Raw genomic sequence first — 24,029 nt, forward strand, 5'->3', positions numbered from 1 at the left:
CATGCACCCGAGAAGGGTCACCGCCGGTGCCAGGACGTCGTCACGCTCACACGACTGCCGGCGGCCGCCGCCGCAAGCGTGCGCCCACCGCAGCGACGAGCAGGATCACGCACCCCGCGAGCACCAGGCCGGCGTTCGCCACTCCCAACGCCTTGGTCAGGGCACCGACTCCGACGACGGGAAGTGAGATCCCCACGTAGGCGACGACGAAGAACGCGGAGATGGTGGCACCACGGTGCATGTCCGGGGCCGCGGAGCTCACCGCGGTCAGGCCCGCCCGGAACGCCATGCCCTGTCCCACGCCCCCGATGACGGCCCCCACGACGAGCACCGCCAGCGACTTGGACAGCAGGGAGGCCCCCACCAGGAACAGGCCTACGACGAGGATGAGGCATCCCAACGGAAGGGCGTTGCGGGTGCCCACACGTGTCATGAGCAGTTGTCCGCTCGTGGAGGCGCAGAACAGGGAGAAGACGACGGCCCCGACCACCGCCAGATTGTGTTCGCCGAGTGTCCGGGCGAGGAAGTCCGGGGCGACCGCCGTGAACAGGCCGAGTACGGCGAAGCCGGCGAAAGCCGTGAGAGCGCAGGGCGCGAAAACACCACGCACCTCGGGCGGGATCTTCATACCCTGTGGCCGCAGCGGGGGTCGGGGGCCGCTGCGGTGCACCGTCTCGGGGAGCAGGTGGGTCATCACGAACGCCACCGCCAGCAGCGCCAGATGGACGATGAAGGGCAGCGTGAGCGGCCAGGGGGTGTACTCGGCGAGGATGCCGGACACGAGGGGGCCCAGGCCGAGGCCGCCCATGTTGGCGGCGGTCGCCGCGAATCCGGCGCGGGCGCTCCGTTCCTCGGGGGCGAGTTCGAGGACGGCGGCGGTGCCGGTGCCGCTGAACAGGCCTGCTGAGAAACCGGACAGGACCCGGCCGACGTACAGCAGCGGCAGACCGGTCTCGAACAGGAAGCACACCGCGCTGAGCGCTGACAGGCCGATCGCGAAGAAGAGGACGGGGCGTCGCCCCACCACGTCGGAGAGGTCGCCGGCGAACAGCAGGGCGCTGATCACGCCCAGGGCGTAGACGGCGAACACCACGGTCACGATCAGTTCGGAGAACCCGAGCTCATCGCGGTACAAGCCGTACAGCGGTGTCGGCAGGGTGGTGCCCATCATGCCCACGGCGAAGACGCCCGCCGCGGCCACGTACCCCGGCCGGGGGGCTCGTGACCTGTGTGGGGTGTCACGGGTGATCACATCTCATCTCACCACAGCTGTCCGCGACGGTGCGGCAGGCGAGGTCGCCCGTACGGCCGTGCCCCGGTCCGGTGAGGGACCGGGGCTCGGCAGATTTTGTTGTGCGGCACCCCATCGTGTGCGGTCGTCTTTGCGCCGGGCGTGAGGGACCGTCCTCCTGGGCGCGGTACAGGTCGTCAGCCGGCCGCCTCGAGATGCTCGACGAGTGCGGCGCGGAAGGCTTCCGGCTGGTCCAGATGCGGACCGTGGCCGGAGTCGGGGATCACCACCTCACGGTAGTTGCCGTAGGTGTCCAGGACCGCGCGGGTCTGCGACACCATCGGCTGCGGCGGGGACACCTCCGCACCCGGCCAGCCGGGCACCGCACCGATCGACCCCAGATAGGCCAGGTCGTACAGCGAGGTGTCCGAGACGATGACGTCGTCGGCGCCGCGAAGCCAGAGCACGGGTGGCTTGGGACCGACCGAGGACAGATCGGGGATCCGGAAGTGCACCGGCGCCATGGTGTTCAGCACGCCCCGGTCTCCGGGTGCGATGCCGGGCCATGCGTCCGTGGTGGAGACGGTGCCCGGGTAGTGGTCGTCCCCGGTGCGGGTGGACAGCATGGAGGCGACCAGCGTGTCCAGGTGCTCCGGTACGAAGGGCGGTTTGACGTAGTGCGCGAGCAGGACCTGGCGCGGGGACAGAGGGGACTCCTCCCCGGTGTCGCCGGCGGCCAGCCGCTGTATGAAGTCCGGGTTCGCACCGCCCGCGCCGGAGCCGGCGCCGCTCGGGTGGCTCAGTTCGCCTTCGACGCCGCGGGTGCCGCCGAAGCCGAACGGCGAGACCGGGTTCACCAGGGTCAGTGAGGCGATCGCCGTCGGCTCGTCCAGCAGGTACTGCAGCAGCACACCACCACCCATGCTCCAGCCGACCAGGTGAGCGGGGGCGATGTCCATCGCGGACACCAGTGCGGCGAGGTCGTCGGTGTAGTCGGACAATCCGCGGGTGGCGTCCACCGGTTCGGGGTCGGTGGCACCGAAGCCGCGCAGATCCAGCGCCAGCGGGCGGAAGCCGTCCGGCAGGGCGAGCATCGTCGTCTGCCAGAACAGGCTCGAGGACACATTGCCGTGGACGAACACGACCGGGGCGCCGGTTCGTCCGTCCACCTCCAGCACATTGACGGTCAGTCTCTTGGTGGCGATCCGGCGTGCGCTCACGCCGGGCAGCAGGGTGGTCATGGTGGTTCCTCTCTCAGCCGAGCCAGCTTGCGACCTGTGACTCGACGGCGGGGTACCAGCCGAGCTCGAGATGGTTGGCGCCGGCCACCAGTGCGGTGCCGGCCACCGTGCCGATGCCCGTCCTGGACAGCGCGCTGCTTTGGAACACCACGCCGTCGCTGGGGCCGCGGTTCTCGTTGTAGATACCGACGACCGTGGGGGATCCCCCGGCCAGCAGATACGTCTGCACCGATGCCGGGACTCCCGCCTGCTGGATCCGCGAGATCAGTGAGCCGGCGTCGATCGCGGCCTGGATGCCGGGACCGGAGGTGTAGAAGCCCTGGCCGCCGTAGTACGTGGTGTACCAGTCCTGTTGTGTCTGGTCGATGCCGTAGGTGCCGTCGAAGCGTGCCAGCATCTGCCGCTGCCCCGGATAGCAGTCGTACCCTCCGCTCGGCACGAAGGAGAACTCCGGATGGCGGGCGTAGACGCCGTAGCACGTCATGTATGTGTGCGGTGCCGGGGAGTTGACACTGCCGCCGCACTCCGGCCAGATCGAGAGGTCGTGCGCCCAGCCGTGCGCGAAGGGGTAGTCGTAGCCCGCGTTGGGGCCGCCGAGCGTGATGAGCTTGCGTACGTCACCGGCGTAGGCCCGACCCCAGCTGGGCTTGACCGACGACACGTACATCCGGGCGGACATCTCGCCCTTGCTCCAGCCGACGAGATCGACGCTGGACACACCCAGTTTGGCCTTGATGATCGCGACCGCGTCGCCGACCTCCTGGGCCTGCATCAGGTTGTCGCCCTCCTTGTGCGCGAACCCGATGGCGAACACCCGGTACCCGGCGTGGGAGAGGTACTGCACCATTCCGGTACTCGGGCAGCTCAGGGCGCCGCAGCCGAAACCGCCGGACTCGCCGGGATCGGCCCACGCCCGGTCCGGGTTGTCGTTGGCACCGTGCACCAGCAGCACGGGTGTGGCCTTCGGGTTCGTGTTCCAGCCGGGTGCGTGGTACAGCAGGAACCGCCCGGAGAACGGGCGTTTGACGTTGCCGAAGTACGTCAGACGCTGCCCGTCCTGGTCACCGCGGCCGTCCGGCGGGTAGCTCTCCTGGGTGAAGCCGGGCGTGGTGTCCAGGTAACGCTCCACCGTGGACCAGCCGTTGGCGGCGCTGGAGTAGGTGGCTTCCAGGGAGAGGTAGGAGGGTGCCGCCGCGTGGGCGGGGGCCGGTGCCATCAGGGCGCCGAGCACCGCCGCGACCATGACCATCCATAAGCGACGCATACGCATGCAGATGCCTTTCTGGCTACAGGGTTGCGGCGACCGAGTCGGCGCCGTCCGTACCGAGCAGGATCGTGTAGTGGTTGCTGCCGTCGACGGTGCGCACCGGCATCCGGGCTGCGATGGGCGCCGGGTCCGGGTAGAGGGCCGGCAGGGCACCCAGCATCCCGAACTCGGCGCGCAGAAACTGCACTTCGTGCCGCAGCCGGGACCATGCCCCGGCAGCGGCGCCGCCGGTGTGCAGGTCGACCGAGTCGTCCCTGACCGCGTCGGCCGAGGCCTTGCTGCGCAGGTCGCCCGGCTCGCCCGTCAGGTCGTAGTCCACGTAGGCCTCCACGGCCGGTGACCAGTCGGCGAATGCCGGGTGCGCGCGCCAGTGGTCGCGGTAGGCCTCGCGGTCGTGGAAGCGCATGGTCAGCCGTGCGGCGGCGGGACCGATGACGGCGGCGAGTTGCTCCTCGGGCGTCTCGCCCGGCGGCAGTGGCAGCGGCGGGCCGCCGTCCACGAGAATCAGCCGCTGCACCCGTTGCGGATGGCGGTCGGCGAGCACCAGCGCGACGAAGCCCCCCATCGAGTGCCCGGCGACGATCGCGTCGGCGCATCCCAGGGCGTCCAGCACCGCCGCACAGTCGTCGGCGTGCCGCGCCATCCCGTACGGGCCGGGCAATGCGGCGCTGTCACCCCGACCCCGGAGGTCCGGCGCGATCAGCAGGGTGTCCTCGGGCAGTCGCTCGGCCACGAGCCGCCAGGCCTGGTGCGAGGAGGTGACCCCATGGACGGCCAGCACGGCCCGGTTGCCGCTGCCCCACACCCCGGCGGTCAGCTCACCGTCCGCCAGTGGCACGGACATCCGCCGGTACGCGGTCATCGGGCCCTCCCGTCGCCGCGCGTGTACCCGGTGCCACTGATGTGCACGGCGTCCGGGCATTGCGGGCGTGCAGTCGCGGGGGACTCCCCGGGCAGGTCGCCGAAGCTCCAACTGCTGGGATCGGTTCGCATGTTCAACTCCACGATCTTCGATGACGGGCCGCAGTGTGCGGCGCCTCGGACGGCACTCGACGCCGATCGGTGCCGCAGGGTGCACAGGGGTGATGCCGGTCGGTCGGCGTGAGGTCGTATACGGTCCTGTCCGGCGGCCTCACTCCTGGACTCCGAGGATCCGTGCCACGACCGAGGCCGTGTCGGCCAGTACGTTGTCGGGCACGGGCTCGTTGTCGTGCCAGAGCACCCATCGCATGCCGACCATCTCGCCGAGGCCCATCAGCGCCCAGGCCATCAATTCCGGTTCGCCGGGCGGGATCTCGCCCGAGTCCATCGCGGCGCGCAACCGCTTGGTGTACCCGGAGACGATCCGGTCGTAGTGCTGCCGAAGCTGGTGAGGTGCCACGAACTCTGCCTGCCGCATGATCCGGTAGAGCCCGGGATGCTCGGCGACGAACGCGAAGTAGGCGGCGAATCCGGCCCGTTCGGCGGCGAGCCGCGAGCCGCCCGACTCGGACGCCGTGGTCATTGCCTGCCGTACCCGGCGGTTGAGGTCGTCGACCAGTTCCTCGAACAGCTCCCGCTTGCCGGGGAAGTAGATGTAGAACGTTCCCTGCGCGACGCCTGCCGCCTCCGTGATCTTCACGATCGACGCGTCGTGGTATCCCAGCTCCACGAACACCGCCTCGGCGGCATCGAGGATGCGCTGGCGCGTACGGCTGCCCTTCGCGCCGAGCCGGCGGCTGCGGTCGGCCGTGGTGCTCATCGTGCCTCCCTGGCCATCTCGCGCAGCACGTCCCGGCGCACCTTGCCGAGACCGGTGGTCGGCAGGCTCTTTACGACGGACACCCGGGCCGGCACCTTGAAACCGGCCAGGCGTTGCCTGCACCAGGCCCGCAGGCCCTCCTCGTCGACCGTGGACCGTACGACCACGAACGCGACGCCGACCTCGCCCCATCGCTCGTCCGGTATGCCCACGACCGTGGCGTCGACCACCGCCGGGTGCGTGCGCAGGGCACGTTCCACCTCGGCGGGCGTCACGTTCTCCCCGCCGGAGACGTAACCGTCGTCCAGTCTGCCCACGATGCGGTACCAGCCGCGTTTGTCGCGCTCGGCCAGGTCGCCGGTGTGCAGCCATCCGCGGTGCGGCGGCCCTCCCCAGTATCCGGCGAACACGGCCGGCCCCCGTACCAGAAGCTCTCCTGTGCCGGGTCCGGCGGCCACGCCCGCGAGCGCCACCTCGACACCCGGGTAAGGCACACCCGTCCACCCCGCCGACGACTCCACAGACCCGGGGGGTACGCACAGCACGTTCGGTCCCGCCTCGGTCAGCCCGTAGCCCTGGCACAGCGGCACACCGCGCTCCCACCAGATGCGCGCCAGCCGCCCGGGGAGCGCGGCACCGCCACAGACGGCCAGCCGGAGCGACGACAGATCGGCCGTGCCGAAGGAGGCGCTGTCGGCCATCATGCGGTACATCGTGGGCACCGCCATCGTGACGGTGGCATCGGCGAGTCGGCGCAGCGCCCGGTCCGCGTCGAACTCCGGCTCGACGACCAGGGTGGCGCCCCGCGCCAGCGCGAGCAGCGGCAGCACGGTCCAGCCGCCGGTGTGGTGCTGCGGCAGCAGCTGCACCACCACGTCGTGCGGCCCGAGCGCGGCCACACCGTCGAGCGCTTCGCCGGTGGCGACGCACATGCGCTGGCTCAGCGGCACGCCCCGCGCCCGGCCGCTCGACCCGGAGGTGTGGATCAGGAGGACAGCGGCGTCCGGATCGACGTCGCCGGCTTCTTCTGCGGCACCGTGGGGCTGAACCAGCGGCAACAGGACCGGCCGATGTGCGCACCGGCGCACCGTGTCGGCCGCGAGGCCGCCATGCCCTGCGTCGTGCAACAGCAGTGCGGGCGTTGCATCGGCGACCAGTGCGGCCAACTCCGCCGGACGCAGCCGGTACGACAGCGGCATGAGCACCCGGCCGGCACGGGCGCAGCCGTACAGCAGGGCGATCTGCTCGATCGACGACCGGCACAGCGTGGCAACGCGGTCACCGGGCCGGGTCCGCTCCCGCAACCACGTTGCCCAGGCGTCGGCGTGAGCGTCCAGCTCGCGGTAGCTGACCGCTTCGTCGCCGCAACGCACCGCAGTGCGGCCGGAGTTTCCGTGGTGCCGCAACTGGCCCGAGAGGTCGGGCAGATGGGACATGCGCGCCCCCGGGAGCCGAAGTGGGAAGTGAATCACCTGTCATATTTGGGCTGTTGCCCGGGCGCGTCAAGGGGCAGGCGTACTTCTCATGCGCCGAGTCGGTTGATGTCCCGGCTGTAGAGGATCCGGCCGGCGGTGGTGCCCGGACGGGTGAGGGCCAGCATGGCGCGGCCGAGATGATCGGTGGTCGTGGTGTGGCCCGGGGCGACACGGCGCAGCAGCGGGTAGAGCCAGGACGTGAGGGCGTAACCGAGGCGGTAGACGCGCGTCCTGGAGACCGCTCCGTGCAGGGGCTGGATGTATCCCGGACGGAACATGTAGGCGTTCATCGGCAGGGCGAGCAGCGCGTTCTCGGTGCGGCCCTTGACGCGGGCCCACATGGTGCGGCCGTTCTCGCTGCTGTCGGTGCCTTCGCCGGAGACGTAGGTGAAGGTCAGTCCGGGGTTGTTCGCGGAGAGGACGAGGGCGGCGGAGAGAGTGAAGTCGTAGGTGATGCGGGTGTACGCGGCTTCGCTGCGGCCGGCGGAGGTGATGCCGAGGCAGTAGAAGCACGCGTCCAGCCCGGTCAGTCGCTCCGCGAGGGCGGACAGGTCGGTGAAGTCGTGGTGGACGATCTCCTGCAGTTTGGGGTGGCTGATGCCGAGTGGGCTACGGCCCACCACCAGGACACGTGTGACCGAGGGGTCCAGCAGGCAGGCGCGCAGCACGCCGTGTCCGACCATGCCGGACGCGCCGAATACGACGACGTTCACGAGAGGCTCCGATGCAGGGGGAGTCGGGAGTCAGGCCCGCAGGATCGCGGTGGCCGTGGCGACGATGGTGGCGCGGCGGCGTTCGCGGTCGATGTCGGAGCCCACGGCGGGGATGAGCGGGGTGTTGCTCAGGGAGAGCAGGATCATCAGATCGCGCAGTTCCTCGGCGGGCAGCGCCGTGGACACCAGGCCGTCCTGCTGTGCCTGGGCGATCAGGTCGACCTTCTCTCTCTGGGCGTCGTGGACGACCTGGGGCAGAGCGTGCTCGGGGCGCTCGAGTTGCCGCCAGGCGGCCAGCCGTACGACGTCGGGGTGTGCCTCGTAGTAGTCGTACAGGCGCCCGGCGTAGGCCGGGAGGTCGGCCGGGTCCAGGGGGACGGCACTGACGATCTCGGTGACCAGACGGCTGTACACGGTGTCGAAGAGGTCGACCTTGCTGCCGAAGTACCGGTAGAGCAGGGCGTTGTTGACCCCGGCGGCCTTGGTGATCCGGTCGACCCGGGCGCCGGCGATGCCGAACCGGGCGAACTCGTCGGTGGCTGCCTCCAGGATCTTGCGCCGGGTCTCGTCTGCGTTGCGTGCCATGCGTGCACTCTATGTAAGTAGGTACCCACTTGCAAAGTCGCTCGCCCCGTCCTACCGTCGTAAGTAGGTAACTGCTTACTTGCTGGCAGGGTGCTGCGACACACACCGGTCGCCCCGCCGCTTCCCCTCTTTCATCCGCACCACCGGCCCGCAGCTCCTGGGCCGCGCGACAGAAGGCGCCATGATCAATTACGAGCAGCTGTACATAGGCGGTCGCTGGGTCGCCCCCACTCTCGACGAGCGGATCGAGATCCGCTCCCCGCACGACAACTCATGGGTCGGCCGTGCCGCCCAAGCGGCTCCCGCCGACATCGACGCAGCGGTCGCGGCGGCGCGCAAGGCGTTCGACAAGGGCCCGTGGCCGACCATGCGGCCCGAGGATCGCCGCGCACTGGTGGCCCGCTTCGACGAACTGCACGCCGCTCGAGCCGGCGAGATCGCCGCACTGATCACCGCGGAGAACGGCACCCCGGCCTGGTTCACCCAGTCCCTGCAGACCGCGATCGCCGGGCAGACGGCCGCGTATCTGCGCGCCGCCGATCGGTTCGGCTGGGAAGAGGAGGTGGTGGGACCGACCGGCGCCAGGACCATGGTGCGGCGCGAGCCCGTCGGTGTCGTCGCCGCCGTGATCCCCTGGAACGCACCCCACCAGTCCGCGTTGGCGAAGGTGATCCCGGCACTGCTGGCGGGTTGCACCGTCGTGCTGAAAGTGGCGCCCGAGACGCCACTGGACGGGCTGATGCTGGGGGAGCTGTTCTCCGAGGCCGGTTTCCCCGAGGGGGTCGTCAGCATCCTGCCCGCGGACCGGGAGACCAGCGAGTACCTGGTCACCCACCCCGGTGTCGACAAGATCGCTTTCACCGGCTCCACCCGGGCCGGACGCCGCATCGCGTCGCTCGCCGGTGAACAGCTCAAGCGAGTCAGTCTGGAACTGGGCGGAAAGTCCGCCTCGATCGTCCTGGAGGACGCCGACCTCGATGCCGTCGCCCAGGCCGCCCCGCTCATGGCGTTCGTCAACAACGGGCAGTCGTGCGGTGCCCACACGCGACTGCTGGTGCCCCGCAGTCGTCACGAAGAGTTCGTCTCGGCGATCGCGGCCGCCGCGGAGAAGGTCACCGTCGGCGACCCCGCGGACCCGGAGAACTTCGTCGGCCCGCTCGTCACCGCCGTACAGAAGGAACGAGTGCAGAACTACATCCAGTCCGGTCTGGACGAGGGCGCGCGGCCGGTCGTCGGCGGCCCGGGTGCCCCCGAAGGCTTCGAGCAGGGGAACTACGTCAGGCCCACCGTCTTCGCGGACGTCGACAACTCCATGCGCATCGCCCAGGAGGAGATCTTCGGGCCGGTGCTCGTGGTCATCCCCTACGAGGACGAGGACGACGCCGTACGGATCGCCAACGACTCCCCGTACGGGCTGAGCGGTGGTGTGTGGACCCGCGACACCGATCGCGGCCTGGCGGTCGCCCGCCGCATCCGCACGGGTACGTTCGTCGTCAACGGCGCGGCGATCGGCTTCGACACCCCGTTCGGCGGCTACAAGGCCAGCGGGGTGGGCCGTGAGTTCGGCGCCGTCGGCCTGACCCACTACGTCGAGCACAAGTCGATCGCTCTCTGACGTCGGCGCGGCGACCGCAGGGCGCTCGCGCGGCCGTCCCGCGGGGTGGGCCGGTACAAGCCTGCCCGGAGGCTTTCCGGACCGCATCGGCGGGCGGCTGCTCTCGCCCTGCCGTGGCGCAGGGAGGAGGATGGGAGGTGAACGACCTAGGGAGGCCCATCATGAAGACCGGTGCCTCGAACGAAGACGCCTCGCTGTACTCCCACACCCCGTCCCAGGCCGAGGGCGAGCGCGACGAACCGGCCGAGCGTGCGGCCGTGCATCCGGATGTGCCCAGGACCGAGCCGTCCCAGGCGGAGGGCGAGAGGCTGGACGACGGGCCCGCATGAACGGTTGATTGATCAACAGACGGGTGTCTGCGGCAGAGCCCCGCCGCCACGCGTATGCGCGGTGACGGGGCTCGACGCTGATCGGCACCCGAGTCCGAGGGTGGCACCGCGCTGCGCAGGGCGCCGCTCGACCCCGACCCGACGATGCGGCGACGGGGACGGCTCCGTGCGGCGGTGCGGCGGCGAAATTTCTGTATGCATCGAGCGTCCGTCCGGGCCCTACCCGGGGAAGCCTGTTGCAGGAGCGGCACGCAGTGGGCTGTACGACGCGTCCGCGGAAGTGAGAGGCTGGATCATCCACCGTGCTCGCGATGCTGCCGGGGCCCCTGCTTCATCCGATCGTGCAAGCGATCCGGGCCGCGATCGAGAACCGGAGACGGCCGGCCGATCGGAGGACGAGGCCGGAAGGGTACGCGGTCGAGCGGCTGCCGTCCGCTGGAGCAGGGCACCGTGGATCGGAGCGGGACCCCAGGTGGGGCCGGGTGTCCGGGGTACGAAAGGCGCATGCCTGGATCGTCATCGCAGCATTCGGGGGGCAACATGGAAGAAACTCTCAGCAGGTGAGGCCCCCGGGCTCCGGCAGGAGGGAGCATTCGCGGATGGGCGCAGAGGAGCGGCGCCAGAACGAAGAGCGGTACCGTCGCGCGGTTCCGTCGCCGCCGGGAGGGCTTCTCGATCTGCTCAGTGTGGCCGCAGTCGTCCTGGACGATCGAGGGCGGTGCGTGCTGTGGAGCCCGCAGGCCGAAGAGGTGTTCGGTTACACCGCAGAAGAGGCTCTGGGGCAGTACGCGGCCCAGATAATGGTTCACGAGGAACACATCGAACTCGTGATCAAACTGTTCTCCGAGGTGATGGAGACCGGAGCGAGCTGGGCCGGCGCGTTTCCCATCCGCCGCAAGGACGGCACCACGCGCCTGGTGGAGTTCCGCAATGTGCGGCTCCTCGACGACAACGGCGCGATCTACGCCCTCGGCATCGCCGCCGATCACACCACGTTGCAGCAGGTCGAGACCGACCTGGCCCTGTCGGAGCGTCTGGTGTCGCAGGCCCCCATCGGCATCGCCCTCCTGGACACCGAACTCCGCTACGTCCTGGTCAACCCGGCCCTGGAGCGCATCAACGGGATTCCGGCCGCCGACCACATCGGCCACCGTACCCGCGAGCTCCTGCCGTCCTTCGACGTCGATGACATCGAGCGTGTGATGCGCCAGGTGCTCCGCACGGGCACCCCGGTGATCGATCAGTACATCGTCGGACGCACCCCGGCCGACCCCGACAACGATCATGCGTGGTCGGCGTCGTTCCACCGGCTCGAAGGATCCGGCGGACGCATCATCGGCGTGGCGATCGCCATCGTCGACATCAGCGAGCGTCACTGGGCCACGATCAAGGCGGAGCGTGCTCAGCGCCGCCTGTCCTTGATCGCCGACGCGTCCGCCCGCGTCGGTACACGGCTGGAAGTGGAGAAGACCGCTCAGGAACTGGCGGAGGTCGCCGTCCCCGATCTCGCCGACCTGGCGGCTGTGGACGTCCTTGACGCCGTTCTGGCGTTCCGCCGCAGCAACGGAACACAGGACAAGGGATCGGAGCTTTTTCGCACACTGGCGGTGGCGACCGCCTATCCCACCGACGTCACCGTCGGTGTGAAGGCAGGTGACCAGACCACGTACGGCGAAGACCGCCTCGTCACCCAGTGCGTCCACACGAGACAGGCCGTTCTCGTGCCCTGCGTCGATGAAGACGACCTCCATCGGATCGCCCGCAGCCACGACGGCGCCGCCGCCCTCGCCCGCGCCGGACTGCACTCCTACCTGGCGGTGCCCTTGATCGCCGGCAGCGAGGTCCTCGGCGCACTCGAGCTCCTGCGCGCTCGCAACCCCCTTCCCTTCGACGAGGACGACGCCATCCTCGCCGGTGAGATCGCCGCACGCGCCGCCGTCGCCATCGACAACGCACGCTGGCACCAGAACGTCCGCAACGCCGCCGAAACCCTCCAGCGCAGCCTGCTGCCGGGGCATCCGCCACAGCTCGTCGGACTGGAGGTCGTCTCCCACTACCAGCCCGCCGGAGCGTCCGCCGAGGTCGGCGGAGACTGGTACGACGTCATACCCCTGGCCGACGACAAGACCGCCCTGGTGATCGGCGACGTCATGGGCAACGGAATCGACGCGGCAGCGAACATGGGCCGCCTGCGGACCGCTACCGGCACACTGGCCGACCTCAACCTGACCCCGGACGAGGTCCTCCAGCACCTCGACAAGACCACGCGCGGCCTCGAGCAGTACGCCACCTGCATCTACGCGGTCTACGACCCGCACCGTGGTGAATGCCGCATCGCCAACGCCGGACACATGCCGCCCGTTCTCATCCGCGACGGCCACCGTCCCGAACTGCTCGACCTGCCCACCGGGGCGCCGCTCGGCGTCGGCGGAGTCCCGTTCGACACCACGACGTTCGCACTGAACCCCGGCGACCGGCTCGTCCTCTACACCGACGGACTCGTCGAGACCCGGCACGACCCCATCGACGAGCGTCTCGACACTCTGGTCCACACCCTCGACGGCCCGCGCCGGGCGATGGGGGAGACCTGCGACTGGCTTCTGCAGGCGCTCCGGCATCCGGACGACCACGATGACGTGGCTCTCCTCATCGCTCAGGCCGGGCCGGTACCGGGTCAGCCGTCACACGGCCCGGAAGCGCCCTCCACCTGACCGGGTTCGTGCCAGGGAACGCCCTGCGTCCCAGCGGCGGATGCGCGGTGCCTCGTCCGCGACCGTCCGGCCGGGCGCGTCACCGAGGCTTCCGTCTCCTGTGCGGTGTCAACACCGGGACGGGGCCGACTCGGTCGCCGGTGCGGACACGTTGCCGACGGCCCGCTTGAAGTCGGGACAGTCGACGATCGGCTCGTGCTCGCAGACGGCCGCATGCCGGAGGCTGTCGCGCAACCGTGTCAGCCGGACGATCCGCTCGTCGAGATCACGGGCCTTGGCCGCCATACGGTCACGCAGGTGCGCGTCCGACGGCCGCGCCACCAGGAACCGGCCGATCTCGGCCACCGAGAAGCCGGCGCCTCGCGCACACGTGATCAGCCCCAACTGCTGCAGCACTTCCGGGTGATACGTACGGCGAAGGCCGTTGCGTCCCGCAGCGGCGATCAGGCCCTTCCGCTCGTAGAACCGCAGCGCCGAGGGCGCCAGCCCGGACCGACGGGCCACTTCGGAGATGTCCAGCAACGGCTTGTCCATCACAGCCCCCTTGACTTGAATCGCGGTTCAAGTCGCAGCCTACTCGCCATGGAAATCCGTCACTTGAACTGCGGATCGGTTCGGACCGTCGAGGCCACCTACGACGGCCCGCAGCCCGCACCCGCCGTGAACCACTGCCTGCTGGTGGAGACCGACACCGAGGGCCTGGTCCTGGTCGAGACCGGCCTGGGCCTCGGCGACATCAGGGACCCGGGAGTCACGCTGGGAACCGAGTGGGTGGAGATGACCCGACCCGCCCTCGCCGAGGAGGAGACGGCCGTACGGCAGATCACCCGACTCGGACACGCACCGTCGGATGTGCGGCACATCATCGTGACGCACCTGGACGTGGACCACAGCGGTGGTCTTCCCGACTTCCCCGATGCCCAGGTCCACGTCATGGCAGCCGAACTCGACGCGGCGTCCGCCGAGGCGCCCAGTTTCCGCTACCGCCCGGCCCACTGGGCCCATGGACCCCAGTGGGTCACCTACCCCCACGAATCCGATGAGCAGTGGTTCGGCTTCACCGCGGTGCAGCCGAAAGGGCTGCCGCAGGAGATCAAACTGATCCCCCTCGGTGGTCACACCGCGGGCCACGCCGGGGTGGCCCTGCACAACGGCGAACGGTGGCTTCTGCACTGCGGTGATGCCTACTACTACCACCGTGAACTCGGTGAACTGAAGGAAACCCACCCGCTTCTGGACATCGTCCAGACACGGTCGCAGGTACACCGCGAGCTGAGGATCGGAACCCAGGCCCGGCTGCGTGAACTTGTCCGCGACCACGGTGAGCAAGTCGACGTCTTCTCCGCGCACGACCCCTGGGAGTTCGCCCGCTGCGCGGGATGAAGCGGCCCCACCGGACGTGAGCTGGCCGAAGGCGCACAAGCAGGCCTGCGCCCTGACGTCCGGCGTTCATCGGACCGCTTCGGAGGGCGACCATGAGTGTGCCGGGAGGTCGGAACCGCCCGGCACACTCACGGCGCGGGTTACCGCGCAAGTTCGGCCGGTTCGTCCAGCCGCGTCAGCTTCCGCGGATTCCTCATCACGAAGAGACGTGTGATCCGCCCGTTCGCCACGGCGAGACTCACCGCGGTCGGCTCACCGTCGATGTCGATCCGGACCGCGGGAGCGCCGTTGAGCCACACGGCCGCCGTCTCGAACGCGACCACCTGGTTCGCGCGCGCGAGCAACTTCGCCACCGGTCCGGCACCGTGGATCGGAACCCGGACGGCGGCCACGATCCCTCCGCCGTCGGCGATCAGGACCACATCGGGCGCCATCACCTCCATCAGCTCCTGCAACCGGCCGGTCCGCAGCGCGATCAGGAACCGGTCCACGACAGCCTGTTGCTCGGACCGGCTCACCTGTACGCGCGGCTGCCGCGCCGCCACGTGCTCGCGTGCGCGCCGCGCGATCTGCCGTACCGTTTCCGCCGACTTCCCGATGGCCTCGGCGATCTCCCCGTAGGGCATGTCGAAGACCTCGCGGAGCACGAACACCGCCCGCTCCGTGGGCGCGAGCGTCTCCAGCACGGTCAGCATGGCGATCGAGACGCTTTCCGCGAGTTCGACGTCGTCGGCGATGTCCGGACTGGTCAGCAGCGGCTCGGGAAGCCACTCGCCGACATAGTCCTCGCGGCGGCGCGACAACGTCCGCAGGCGGTTGAGAGCTTGACGCGTCACGGTCCGGACGAGGTAGGCCCGCGGGTCACGCACCTGCGCGTGGTCGACGGCGGCCCACCGCAGCCAGGACTCCTGAAGCACGTCCTCCGCGTCGGCCGCCGACCCGAGCATCTCGTAGGCGACGGTGAACAGCAGGCTGCGATGGGCGACGAACGGATCCTCGGTCATGACGTGGACGCTGCGCCGGAACTCTCACGGCGCGTGGCCAACGGAATCGCGCACGCGGCGGAGAAGCCCTGCGACTCGATCCCCAGTGCCGTGTTGGTCCTGGTCACCAGGTTGGCGAAGGCGATGAACGCGGTCAGTTCGACCAGTGCGGCCGGACCGAGATCGTCGAGGAGCCGGGCGGTCAGCTCGTCCGTGACCGTCGGTGGCGTGTTGGTCATGGCCTCGGCGTACTCCATCACGTCCCGCTCCTGCGCGGTGAACACCTCCGACTCCCGCCACCGCGGCACCTGGCTGGCCTTGGTGAGGTCCAGTTTCTGGTTCTGCGCCTGGAAGTAGCCGGCGTCGAGGCAGAAGCTGCAGCCGACCTGTGCCGCGACGGCCATGTGTGCGAACGACTTGAGAGTCTCGTCGGCGGAGCCCCATCCGTTCGCCTTGCCCGCGATCTCCATGGAGGCCAGGGCGACCGAGGGGTTGTGCCACATCACCTCCAAGGGTTCGGGCACGGCACCGAACTGCTTGATCATGCTGGCGCTGAGCTCGGGGGCGAGTTCGGTCTTGGGAACACGAGGTGCCACGGTGATCTCCTTGTCCGTTTGCCGGTTCGGCATGAAGACACCGGGCGGCCCCATGGATGTGACAACCGACGCCGACTACGCGCGAACCCGGACTCGGAACAGGGGACTTGGCAGCCGACCGAGCAATCGCGAAGGCCGAGAAGGCCCCGATCACACCCGACGCGATGAGGGGACCCAGGGGCCAGGAACGTGGAATGGAGGGCCAGGAATGGGCGATGGTCACGTGGGCCGGGCCGTTGTCCAGGCGGCGGTCAGCGTTCCTCCTTCCCGGCGCCGAGCGGCTGCACGCGCCCGGTGACGACGGCCGAGACGGAGTGACCGCTGGCGGCGGCCGCTCAACGGGGCGGTGCGGCTGAGGACCACACACCGAACCACTGCTCGGCGCCGTACTCCTGGAATCGCTCCACCTCGGTGAACCCCAGCTTCGCCGCGAGGCGCATCGAGCGCTTGTTGGCGGTCTGGGTGCAGAGCACCACCGGTTCGTCGAGGAGTGTGTCGGCGAACCAGTCGAGGGCCGAGGCGCACGCCTCGGCGGCGTACCCGCATCCCCACGCTTGCGGCAGGAACATGTAGCCGAGCTCGGCCTCTTCGACATCGGGACGGAGGTGACCCTGACGTTCCGCGTCGCGCCGATCGAGCGTCACCGTGCCGATCATCGAACCTTCGAGATCGATCACGAATAGACCGGGGCGGCGACCGGGCACCTCGGGCACGGCGCGTTCGAGCTCGTCACGCGGCATCGGGCCACCGAGGTAGGTGCGCACCTCTGGCGATGCGAAGAGCTCGATGAACGCCGCACGGTCCCGGCCCTCGGACTCACGGAGCACGAGCCGTTCGGTCTTTATCGGGGCAGGTGGCCAGGCGACGGGTCCGAGTTCAGTCATGGCGGCAACTTATCGCAGGCCCGTGAGCGTGATCCGGCAGAGAAGGTGCGGCCCGCGTCGCCCTTCGGCCGACCTGCGCGCGGTGTACGGGAATGCCGGTCCGACGTATGCCGGTCGTCTGTGGTGTCCGGCGAGGGGTGCACGCAGCGTCGACACGTTGCGCATCCGTTCAACGACATGAGCGGGGCTCGGTGGCCTTCCGGACCGGGGGCAGCCCCGGGCGTGACGGCAACCGAGCCTCGCACCGCCACCGTTGGACCCCGATCACCGCGATCATGCCGACGGAGCGGACTTCGCAGAGCCGTGCACAGCACGTCGCTGTGCTCCAGGACGAGCGCTCGAGGTGCGGACAAGAGGCATGAAGGGCCGGGGCCCTCAAACCCTTCAGGTCGCCCGCAGGAACGCCGACCGCGCCGCCCTGCCGAGATACGTGAAGCGCGTGTCGCCTGCAAGGTGCTTGTCGAGCGCGTCCTTGATGCCGGGCCAGTTCGGGTCGCGGTAGTCGTCGAGGACGACGATGCCGCCGGGAGCCGCGATCTCCTCGGCCCACTCCAGGTCCCTGGCGACGCCCTCGGCCGAGTGGTCGCCGTCCACGATGATCACTCCGTAGCGGCGGTCGGAGACTGCCGCGCGGGTGTCGGGGTCCTCCGAGAAGCCCTGCTGGATCCGGGCGGTGACACCCGCGGTGCCGGCGAGCGCCAGGTTCGTCCGGACGGCGTGCTCGTCGACCGGCGTACCCGTGGGGTCGGCACGCTGCTCGGTACCGGGCTGGAGTTGCACGCCGGCGAACGGGTCGACGATGGTCAGACTGGGACTGCGGCCGTCGCGCTCCAGCATCCGGATGAGCCCGGCGGAGAACATGCCGTAGAGAGTGCCGATCTCCAGGATCTCGTCGTTCGGCGGGTCCAGCAGAGGTATCGAGCCCAGCTTGCCGCAGATGTTCATGGTGCCGCCGGCGATCCTGCCCACGCCGAGCGACTCCAGCGCGACCAGCAGCCGGAAGGCCGCGGCGAGGTTGCGCTCGGCCGCCTTGCGGTCACCGTCGCCCAGCGCGGCGACCTCGGCCTGCAGACGCTCCATGGCGCCGGGGACGACGATCCGGGAGATGCCTCGGGCGCGGGGACCGATCAGGAGATCGAAGGTGTACTGATGCTGCTGCAACACTTGAATGTCGCGCTTCAGCTCTTCGTTCTCTGACTGTGACCGGGCGACCGCGGAGCGGACCTGCCGTTCGATGCGCTTGTCGAGAAGCTCGGTCACGGGACGGAGCAGGCGTCGGGAGGCTGAACTGCGAAGCAGGGAGCGGCTGTTCATGGAACAGAGGACCTCAATGTCTCACGCAGGATCAAAGGTAAGGGAAAGGTTAGGGTTGACCCTGCAGAGCGGAAGGGTGCGAAGTTTTCCGACAGTGAAACATCTGTCGAACTTCGAGTGAAGGTGGCATGGGGGCGCTGCCCAAAGGGCATTGGCCTGCGCGATGACGATCTCTCCTCGCGGCTGCTGCGCCGCTCAACTCCGCTCAGTTCCCCCGGTCCCGGCCCGGCATTCTTGACGTTCTCTCACCCATACCGGCTTTGCGGACGGTCGCGTGGCCGGAACTACCGTCCAAGGATGTTCCACCGTGCTTCCGGTGGCGCCTCGTCAAGAAGTCACTTGCTTCCGACAACAACGGCTGACGCGCCGAGAGGCGTGCACCGACGGGTCCTACCAGCGACAGGCTCACGCTCGTCGCCGTCGCCCTGCCGCCTCGGGGATGCGTTTACGCCTTGCGGGCCAGTCCGGCGGCGATGAGGCGCTCCCAGACGGTGAGTTCCCGATCACCGCTGCCGGCCCACGCGTTGTCGGTCGTGTCGGGGCGCCACAATGGAGCGGGGACGATTCCGGGGTCGAGGATCTCCAGCCCGTCCAACAGGGATTCGATTTCTTCGTCGGTTCGCCACCGGCCGCGGCCGAAGGTTTTCTGGAGCACCTGCTCGGCCTCCGCCGTCTCCGCGTTGTTGCCGGAACGGAAGTGGCTGACGAAGAAGTAGCTCCCGGAGGGCACCTGCTCGGACCAGTAGCGGACGATTCCGGCCGGGTCCTCCTCGTCGTTGACGTGGTGGAGGATGGCGCTGAACATGACGGCGACGGGGGCGTCGAAATCGATCAGCTCGCGGGTGTCCGGGTGTGAACGGATGCCCTCGGGGTTGCGCACATCGGCCGCGACCACCCTGGTCCGGTCGTTCGCCTCCAACAACGCCCGCCCGTGGACGAGTACTTGAGGATCGGTGTCGACATACACGACCCTGGAGGCGGGGGCATGACGTTGTGCGACCTGGTGGACGTTGTCGGCGGTCGGCAGTCCACTTCCCAGGTCGATGAACTGCCGCACCTGGGTGGTGGTCGCGATCTCGCGAACCGCGCGGGTCAGGGCCGCGCGGTTGGCGAAGGCAATCGCCACCGAGCCGGGCAGGTCCCGTTTGAATACGTCACCCACCTGTCGGTCCACGGCGTAGTTGTCCTTGCCGCCGAGCAGATAGTCGTAAACGCGCGCGATACTGGGCTTGGTGGGGTCGATGGTCGAGCCAGCATCCGTCATGACGACCATCATCCTCTGCGACGCGGTCCGTTGACCATCACTTTGGATGCTCTGGCAGCAGCAATTTCTTCGCGATCGCACCAGTCAGCGGTGTTCGAGCGGTTCGGAAGACCGGGGCGGCGGACCGGACTGGAGGCCTGCGGGGGCGTTCCGCCGGCGGCAGCGCAGGTTTGCCCTTGCGAGCGACCGTTCCATCGGGTCACCCGTCGGCGATTCGGGATGGTTCCGAGCAACCGACGGACCTGCGTGCGTGCAAGGTGCGAGCCGCGATGTCGCCGACCGCTTGCAGCGGTGCGCCCAAGGCGGTCGGACCGTCCGGTACCCGGCGCGACGAGGTTGCGTGCAACGCCAATTCCACGGAGCTCTGCACCCCGGCGAGGCTGCGGGGCACCGAGGCCGCGCCGGCTTCGTTCGAGGGAGACACGCCTGCTCGCGGCGGTGCGTCGATCCTGCCGTGTCGGGCGGTACGCCCCCGTCGACGACGGGCCGTATCAGTGGTCCAGGCGCACGGGCATCAGTATCGAGAACGTCGCCTCGTCGTCGGGCAGACGGATCGCGATGGGTGCCGTGGGAACGCCGAACTCGAGGACCACGTGACCCTGCCCTGCGGCGGCAAGTGCGTCCAGCAGGAACTCACGGTTGACGGCAACATGGTTCTGGTCGTCGTCATCGTCGTCGCAGATGACCACCGTGCCGTCGTGTGCCACCTTGAGCACGCTGAGGTCATGGGACGCTGCGCCCTGCTCGCGGACCTCGCTCGTGCGCACCGGTCCACTCTCCAATGCCTTACGGAAGGCGGTTGCGTCGACAAGGGCGCGGCTTCCGGTCGGCAGGTGGACGAGACGGCGGTAATCCGGGAAGTCGTGGTCGACACACCGGCCGGACGCTTGCCCGTCCCCCGTCTCCAGGGTCACTCTGTCGCCGTCCACGTCGAGTTGGACAGGTCCTTCGTGATGCAGCAACGCCCGCATGGCATCGGCCAGCGGGGTGGGCACGATGACCTGTGCGGAGGGTCCGCTGTGGCCGGTCGTCTCCGCTCGTGCGACAGCCATCCGATACCGGTCCGTGGCCACGACGTGAAGTGCCTCGCCTTCGAGGTCGAACAGGACGCCACTCAGCATCGGCAGCTCCGGGTCGGTGCCGACCGCGAAGCGGACCGCGTCCAGGGCGGCCGCCAGATCGGGAGCCGAGGTGGTCAGTCGGACGGTGATTCGCCTTGAAGTCATGGTGTTCTCCCTGCGTGCGAGTAGTCCCTGGAGCGTGGAGAACTCACTGCGGGCATCGGACAGATCCGCTTCGAGACGGCGCAGATGTGCCTGAAGCAGTTCGCGCACCAGGTCTCCGTCCGCGCCGGACCAGCCGGCCAGGACGAGTCGTACGTCCGCCAGCGGCATACCTGCCCGGCGCAGGCGGGCCAGCAGGCGGGCCTCCTCGAGCTGCGAGCAGCCGTACCAGCGGTAGCCGCTCACCGGGTCCACCCGGGCGGGGACCAGCACACCGGTACGGTCGTAGAACCGCAGGGCGCTGACGCCCAGTCCGCTGTCCCTGGCCATCTGACCAATGCTGCGCATCTCGCTCTCCACACCTGGAACTCTGAGCCCTGTACAAGGTCGAGGGTCAAGCTCGGTCCCGGAACCCGACGAGGGCAGGCGTCCGGCGTGCCCGGCGCGGAGCGGGATGACCTCGGACCTGCAGTGAGTGCGGGACCCACGACGCTGCCGGTCTTCAAGCAGGTCGGGGACCAGGTCTTCGCGGTCAGGCTCAAAGCCGAGATATCGCAGCAGAGTTGGGCGGCAGGTGTGACCACGGGCTGCATGTGGCCGACAAAGCGGTTGCGGCCCCGTCGCCTTGGAGCGATCGCTACGGTGGGAGCATCAAGGAGATGGGGTGGTCTCGTGGCGGACTACGCTGTACATGCTCACAAGGCTCAAGAGCTGCTGGCCGCGGGTGAGAAGTGGGCGAGGGGGCGACTCAGCGCCGATCAGCTCATCGCGACAGCACAGGTGGAGGCTCTGCTGGCGCTCGCCGCCGCAGTGGCACAACGGAGTGACTCCGCGGTTCATGTTGTTGATCAACAAGGTCCTGCAAGCTAGGTCCGGAGCGCGGCATCCAAGCGGAAACATGCCCCGGATCCTGTTGCGGCGGGGACCGCCACGCATCGCAGATCCCACCGCACCGGTGGGAGTGAGGGAGAACGGCAGTCGCGGTGAAGAGAAGCCCAGCCCGACCGGGCCGCGCCGACCGGTGCCAGGTTGGCCGTCCACGGTCCGATTCGGCCGCAACTATTGGCTCTCCTGTTGCTCGAGTTGCCGGCATGATGACGCCCATGACCTCATGCCGAAAGGCCGATGCCGCGTAGACGGCCTGGCAGGCTCCGTGCTGTTCAACACCATGACTCGCCTGCCTGGGGAGATTCGCCACCAGCCCGGATCCATTGGCTTTCAACTCGCACCAGCCTGGCGATACGTCGAGTTGAGAGATTCTCGACCGACTACTACGTCTACCCCGGTGCCACTGAACGAGCGTTGAGACGGTAGCGTGGCTTTGCGCTGTCGCCAGGCCGCCGCCCTCTGTACCCGCAGGCCGCGGAATGCTCGTGTCGCGGGTGTTCCTTTGACGAGGTGCGGCACGCGCGGGACGTCCTTGATGCGGTTCTGCAGCAACTGCCTGCCCGTGCTCGCGAGGAGCTGAGGCGCCGAGTGGCTTCTCTGGACGCCGCGTACCGCCAGCGCACTCTGCCGGATCCATTCGCTGATCAACGTCAGTGGGGCTCCGCATTCTGGTGGCGTCGCCGTCTCGCCGGCGGCAAGGGAGGCTGCTGAACCTCGGCACCCGCGCGAGCCCCCGCATGCACCCGCTTCAGCCGTTCCGCTGAGCCCGGCACGCGTACCTCCGTGCCTCTCTTGAACCAGGCGGAAACGGCATCCGTGGTTTTCGGTTCCGTCAGAGCGATCCGCTTACGTCGACGCGCTGGGGCCCGAGCACGTTCAGAAGGGCCAGCGCCTCGGCATCCGGGGATCCCTGTGGCGCACTGTAGAGCACGAGGTGCTGGTCGCTGTCCGTGAGCGCGAGCGAGTCGCAGTCGACGGTGACCTCTCCCACGACAGGGTGTCGGAAGGTCTTCGTGAGCATCGGCGCCGCCTGCACGTCGTGCCGCTCCCAGAGACGGGCGAACTCGGGGCTGCCGTCGCGGAGCTCCTCGACGAGTTCCGTCACGGTGGGGTCGGTCGGATACCGGGCGAGGGTGGACCGCAGCCCCATGACGACGTGATGCCGGAACTCCGCGGCGTCGGCGACCCCGTACAGCGTCGCGCCGGCGGGCGCAGGCCCGAGAAATGCCCGCCGCGCGAGATTGCGGTCCTCGGGGGCGAGCTCGGCGAAGTTCTCCATGAGCGCGGCCGCGAGGTCGTTCCATGCGAGCACCTCGAACGTGGCGGACGTCACAAAGGCGGCCGTCTGCGGCAGCCTCTCCAGGAGCGCGAGGATGCTCGGGCGGACATCGCGTCGATGCAGCCCGGTACGGAGGGGTGCAGTGCCCGCGAGGACGTGCAGGTGATCGAATTCGGCGTCCGTGAGCCGCAGCGCTCCTCCGATGCCGGCGAGAACCTCGCCCGAGGGTCGCGGCGCCCGTCCCTGTTCGAGTCGGACGTAGTACTCGGTGGAGATGTGCGCGAGGACCGCCACCTCCTCGCGGCGAAGACCCGGTGTCCGACGGCGCGGACCCGTGGGGAGACCGACGTCCTCCGGGCGGAGCCGCTCGCGACGGCTGCGCAGGAACGCCCCGAACTCATGCTTGTCCATACTCCAAGTCTGCACGTCGCGCGGAGACGGATCCTGGTACAGCCTGTGCCTGCATCCGGCCCGGAGTCCGACCCGACACTTTCGCCATGACGTACAACATCGACATCGCACCCATCGGCCTGCTCACCGGCAAGGTCGTCTTCATCACCGGCGCCAGCCGCGGCATCGGGGCGGCCGCGGCCCGACTCTTCGCACGCGAGGGTGCCGCCGTCGTGCTCGCCGCCCGCAGCGCCGACGCCATACAGCAGATCGTCACCGAGATCCGTGCCGACGGCGGCGTCGCGGACTCCGTGACAGTGGACCTCGCCGACCGTGGCAGCATCCGCGCAGCGGTCGACCGCGTCGAGGAACTGCACGGACGGCTCGACGGCGCGTTCAACAACGGCGCGGCGATTCAGCAGCCCGGCCCGCTCGACACGACGAGCGACGATGACATCGAGGAGCAGTTCGCGGTGAACTTCCGGGGGCACTGGACGGCCATGACGTTCGAGGCGGCGCTCATGCGCCGGGGCGGTGGTGGGGCGATCGTCAACACCTCGAGCATCGGCAGCCGCCGCGCGAACCCGGAGCTCCCCGCCTACGGCGCGATGAAGCGCGCGCTCAACAGCATCACCGAGACGGCCGCCGTGACGTGGGGGCGTCACGGGGTCCGCGTGAACGGCGTCACCCCCGGAGGTACAGCGACGGAGATGATCGACCGATGGGAGGCGGCGTCCCCGGGGGTCGTCGAGCGCATCAACGCGGCCATCCCGCTCGGCCGCATGGCCGAGCCTCGCGAGGTCGCCGAGGTCGCCGCGTGGCTGCTCAGCGACCGGGCCTCGATGGTGACCGGCGCGATCGTGCCGGTGGACGGCGGCGCCGGCGCCTGAGAGAACGACTCGGGCAGGCGTAGCCGA

The 24,029-nt window shown here is 69.3% G+C and carries 21 protein-coding genes; 5 read left to right on the forward strand and 16 right to left on the reverse strand.

The window, feature by feature from the left end:
* Positions 1-46: 46 nt before the first annotated feature.
* The 8 genes from ACSHXN_RS39050 to ACSHXN_RS39085 all read right to left on the reverse strand — a co-directional run bounded on the left by ACSHXN_RS39050 (position 47) and on the right by ACSHXN_RS39085 (position 8,253).
* Positions 47-1,249 carry an MFS transporter gene (locus ACSHXN_RS39050; RefSeq protein ID WP_438306532.1) on the reverse strand — a complete coding sequence of 401 codons (1,203 nt, stop codon included), beginning with the start codon at positions 1,247-1,249 and terminating at the stop codon, positions 47-49.
* 179 nt (positions 1,250-1,428) lie between these two features.
* Positions 1,429-2,472: an alpha/beta fold hydrolase gene (locus tag ACSHXN_RS39055; RefSeq protein WP_361157542.1), complete on the reverse strand. Its 1,044-nt coding sequence runs from the start codon at positions 2,470-2,472 to the stop codon at positions 1,429-1,431.
* A gap of 13 nt (positions 2,473-2,485) precedes the next feature.
* Positions 2,486-3,742 (reverse strand): esterase/lipase family protein, encoded by a 1,257-nt coding sequence (locus ACSHXN_RS39060; RefSeq protein ID WP_355133792.1) that lies wholly within the window; start codon positions 3,740-3,742, stop codon positions 2,486-2,488.
* 16 nt (positions 3,743-3,758) lie between these two features.
* Entirely contained in the window at positions 3,759-4,601 is an 843-nt protein-coding gene (locus ACSHXN_RS39065) for an alpha/beta fold hydrolase (RefSeq protein ID WP_355133790.1), read from the reverse strand.
* 270 nt (positions 4,602-4,871) lie between these two features.
* Positions 4,872-5,480: a TetR/AcrR family transcriptional regulator gene (locus tag ACSHXN_RS39070; protein ID WP_355133788.1), complete on the reverse strand. Its 609-nt coding sequence runs from the start codon at positions 5,478-5,480 to the stop codon at positions 4,872-4,874.
* Positions 5,477-6,916, reverse strand: coding sequence for a class I adenylate-forming enzyme family protein (locus tag ACSHXN_RS39075; RefSeq protein WP_438305701.1), 1,440 nt, complete (start codon positions 6,914-6,916; stop codon positions 5,477-5,479). Before ACSHXN_RS39075 ends, ACSHXN_RS39070 begins: the two co-directional genes overlap by 4 nt.
* Positions 6,917-7,002: 86 nt before the next feature.
* Positions 7,003-7,668 (reverse strand): epimerase, encoded by a 666-nt coding sequence (locus ACSHXN_RS39080; protein ID WP_438305703.1) that lies wholly within the window; start codon positions 7,666-7,668, stop codon positions 7,003-7,005.
* 30 nt (positions 7,669-7,698) lie between these two features.
* Positions 7,699-8,253 carry a TetR family transcriptional regulator gene (locus tag ACSHXN_RS39085; protein WP_438305705.1) on the reverse strand — a complete coding sequence of 185 codons (555 nt, stop codon included), beginning with the start codon at positions 8,251-8,253 and terminating at the stop codon, positions 7,699-7,701.
* Positions 8,254-8,434: 181 nt separating this feature from the next.
* On the opposite strand from ACSHXN_RS39085, the gene ACSHXN_RS39090 reads away from it, so the two are divergent.
* The 3 genes from ACSHXN_RS39090 (at position 8,435) to ACSHXN_RS39100 (ending at position 12,908) form a co-directional block, all read left to right on the forward strand.
* Positions 8,435-9,868, forward strand: a complete 1,434-nt coding sequence (locus ACSHXN_RS39090; RefSeq protein ID WP_438305707.1) for an aldehyde dehydrogenase — start codon at positions 8,435-8,437, stop codon at positions 9,866-9,868.
* Between the two features lie 161 nt (positions 9,869-10,029).
* Entirely contained in the window at positions 10,030-10,197 is a 168-nt protein-coding gene (locus ACSHXN_RS39095) for a hypothetical protein (RefSeq protein WP_355133778.1), read from the forward strand.
* 599 nt (positions 10,198-10,796) lie between these two features.
* Positions 10,797-12,908 carry a SpoIIE family protein phosphatase gene (locus ACSHXN_RS39100; RefSeq protein WP_383353348.1) on the forward strand — a complete coding sequence of 704 codons (2,112 nt, stop codon included), beginning with the start codon at positions 10,797-10,799 and terminating at the stop codon, positions 12,906-12,908.
* Between the two features lie 108 nt (positions 12,909-13,016).
* Here ACSHXN_RS39100 and ACSHXN_RS39105 read toward each other — a convergent pair whose 3' ends face one another.
* Positions 13,017-13,442: a MerR family transcriptional regulator gene (locus ACSHXN_RS39105; protein ID WP_355133774.1), complete on the reverse strand. Its 426-nt coding sequence runs from the start codon at positions 13,440-13,442 to the stop codon at positions 13,017-13,019.
* Between the two features lie 48 nt (positions 13,443-13,490).
* On the opposite strand from ACSHXN_RS39105, the gene ACSHXN_RS39110 reads away from it, so the two are divergent.
* A complete protein-coding gene (locus ACSHXN_RS39110) occupies positions 13,491-14,291 on the forward strand; it encodes an MBL fold metallo-hydrolase (protein ID WP_383353346.1) in 801 nt (266 codons plus the stop codon).
* A 140-nt stretch (positions 14,292-14,431) separates the two neighbouring features.
* Here ACSHXN_RS39110 and ACSHXN_RS39115 read toward each other — a convergent pair whose 3' ends face one another.
* From ACSHXN_RS39115 to ACSHXN_RS39145, 7 genes are all read right to left on the reverse strand, one after another.
* Complete coding sequence (locus tag ACSHXN_RS39115) at positions 14,432-15,295, reverse strand: RNA polymerase sigma-70 factor (RefSeq protein ID WP_438305710.1); 864 nt, start codon at positions 15,293-15,295, stop codon at positions 14,432-14,434.
* Entirely contained in the window at positions 15,292-15,870 is a 579-nt protein-coding gene (locus tag ACSHXN_RS39120; RefSeq protein WP_356114512.1) for a carboxymuconolactone decarboxylase family protein, read from the reverse strand. Before ACSHXN_RS39120 ends, ACSHXN_RS39115 begins: the two co-directional genes overlap by 4 nt.
* A 335-nt stretch (positions 15,871-16,205) precedes the next feature.
* Positions 16,206-16,754, reverse strand: a complete 549-nt coding sequence (locus tag ACSHXN_RS39125) for a GNAT family N-acetyltransferase (RefSeq protein WP_438305712.1) — start codon at positions 16,752-16,754, stop codon at positions 16,206-16,208.
* A 384-nt stretch (positions 16,755-17,138) separates the two neighbouring features.
* Positions 17,139-18,068, reverse strand: a complete 930-nt coding sequence (locus ACSHXN_RS39130) for a class I SAM-dependent methyltransferase (RefSeq protein ID WP_355133764.1) — start codon at positions 18,066-18,068, stop codon at positions 17,139-17,141.
* 445 nt (positions 18,069-18,513) lie between these two features.
* Positions 18,514-19,332 (reverse strand): SAM-dependent methyltransferase, encoded by an 819-nt coding sequence (locus ACSHXN_RS39135; RefSeq protein ID WP_355802053.1) that lies wholly within the window; start codon positions 19,330-19,332, stop codon positions 18,514-18,516.
* Between the two features lie 491 nt (positions 19,333-19,823).
* Entirely contained in the window at positions 19,824-20,903 is a 1,080-nt protein-coding gene (locus ACSHXN_RS39140; RefSeq protein ID WP_438305716.1) for a MerR family transcriptional regulator, read from the reverse strand.
* 1,372 nt (positions 20,904-22,275) lie between these two features.
* Positions 22,276-23,133 carry a helix-turn-helix transcriptional regulator gene (locus tag ACSHXN_RS39145; protein ID WP_356114516.1) on the reverse strand — a complete coding sequence of 286 codons (858 nt, stop codon included), beginning with the start codon at positions 23,131-23,133 and terminating at the stop codon, positions 22,276-22,278.
* A gap of 86 nt (positions 23,134-23,219) precedes the next feature.
* Here ACSHXN_RS39145 and ACSHXN_RS39150 point away from each other — a divergent pair, with 86 nt between their 5' ends.
* A complete protein-coding gene (locus ACSHXN_RS39150; RefSeq protein ID WP_355133758.1) occupies positions 23,220-24,002 on the forward strand; it encodes an SDR family NAD(P)-dependent oxidoreductase in 783 nt (260 codons plus the stop codon).
* Positions 24,003-24,029: the final 27 nt, after the last annotated feature.

This window comes from Streptomyces sp. HUAS TT11 (assembly GCF_051553595.1).
In the GTDB taxonomy this organism is placed as follows: domain Bacteria; phylum Actinomycetota; class Actinomycetes; order Streptomycetales; family Streptomycetaceae; genus Streptomyces.

Coding starts and splice junctions, on each gene's coding strand:
- ACSHXN_RS39125 (WP_438305712.1), bottom strand. CDS start 16,754: ATGACTGAACTCGGACCCGTCGCCTGGCCACCTGCCCCGATAAAGACC.
- ACSHXN_RS39100 (WP_383353348.1), top strand. CDS start 10,797: ATGGGCGCAGAGGAGCGGCGCCAGAACGAAGAGCGGTACCGTCGCGCG.
- ACSHXN_RS39135 (WP_355802053.1), bottom strand. CDS start 19,332: ATGACGGATGCTGGCTCGACCATCGACCCCACCAAGCCCAGTATCGCG.
- ACSHXN_RS39105 (WP_355133774.1), bottom strand. CDS start 13,442: ATGGACAAGCCGTTGCTGGACATCTCCGAAGTGGCCCGTCGGTCCGGG.
- ACSHXN_RS39065 (WP_355133790.1), bottom strand. CDS start 4,601: ATGACCGCGTACCGGCGGATGTCCGTGCCACTGGCGGACGGTGAGCTG.
- ACSHXN_RS39115 (WP_438305710.1), bottom strand. CDS start 15,295: ATGACCGAGGATCCGTTCGTCGCCCATCGCAGCCTGCTGTTCACCGTC.
- ACSHXN_RS39145 (WP_356114516.1), bottom strand. CDS start 23,133: ATGGACAAGCATGAGTTCGGGGCGTTCCTGCGCAGCCGTCGCGAGCGG.
- ACSHXN_RS39090 (WP_438305707.1), top strand. CDS start 8,435: ATGATCAATTACGAGCAGCTGTACATAGGCGGTCGCTGGGTCGCCCCC.
- ACSHXN_RS39140 (WP_438305716.1), bottom strand. CDS start 20,903: ATGCGCAGCATTGGTCAGATGGCCAGGGACAGCGGACTGGGCGTCAGC.
- ACSHXN_RS39150 (WP_355133758.1), top strand. CDS start 23,220: ATGACGTACAACATCGACATCGCACCCATCGGCCTGCTCACCGGCAAG.
- ACSHXN_RS39075 (WP_438305701.1), bottom strand. CDS start 6,916: ATGTCCCATCTGCCCGACCTCTCGGGCCAGTTGCGGCACCACGGAAAC.
- ACSHXN_RS39060 (WP_355133792.1), bottom strand. CDS start 3,742: ATGCGTATGCGTCGCTTATGGATGGTCATGGTCGCGGCGGTGCTCGGC.
- ACSHXN_RS39110 (WP_383353346.1), top strand. CDS start 13,491: ATGGAAATCCGTCACTTGAACTGCGGATCGGTTCGGACCGTCGAGGCC.
- ACSHXN_RS39130 (WP_355133764.1), bottom strand. CDS start 18,068: ATGAACAGCCGCTCCCTGCTTCGCAGTTCAGCCTCCCGACGCCTGCTC.
- ACSHXN_RS39095 (WP_355133778.1), top strand. CDS start 10,030: ATGAAGACCGGTGCCTCGAACGAAGACGCCTCGCTGTACTCCCACACC.
- ACSHXN_RS39070 (WP_355133788.1), bottom strand. CDS start 5,480: ATGAGCACCACGGCCGACCGCAGCCGCCGGCTCGGCGCGAAGGGCAGC.
- ACSHXN_RS39055 (WP_361157542.1), bottom strand. CDS start 2,472: ATGACCACCCTGCTGCCCGGCGTGAGCGCACGCCGGATCGCCACCAAG.
- ACSHXN_RS39085 (WP_438305705.1), bottom strand. CDS start 8,253: ATGGCACGCAACGCAGACGAGACCCGGCGCAAGATCCTGGAGGCAGCC.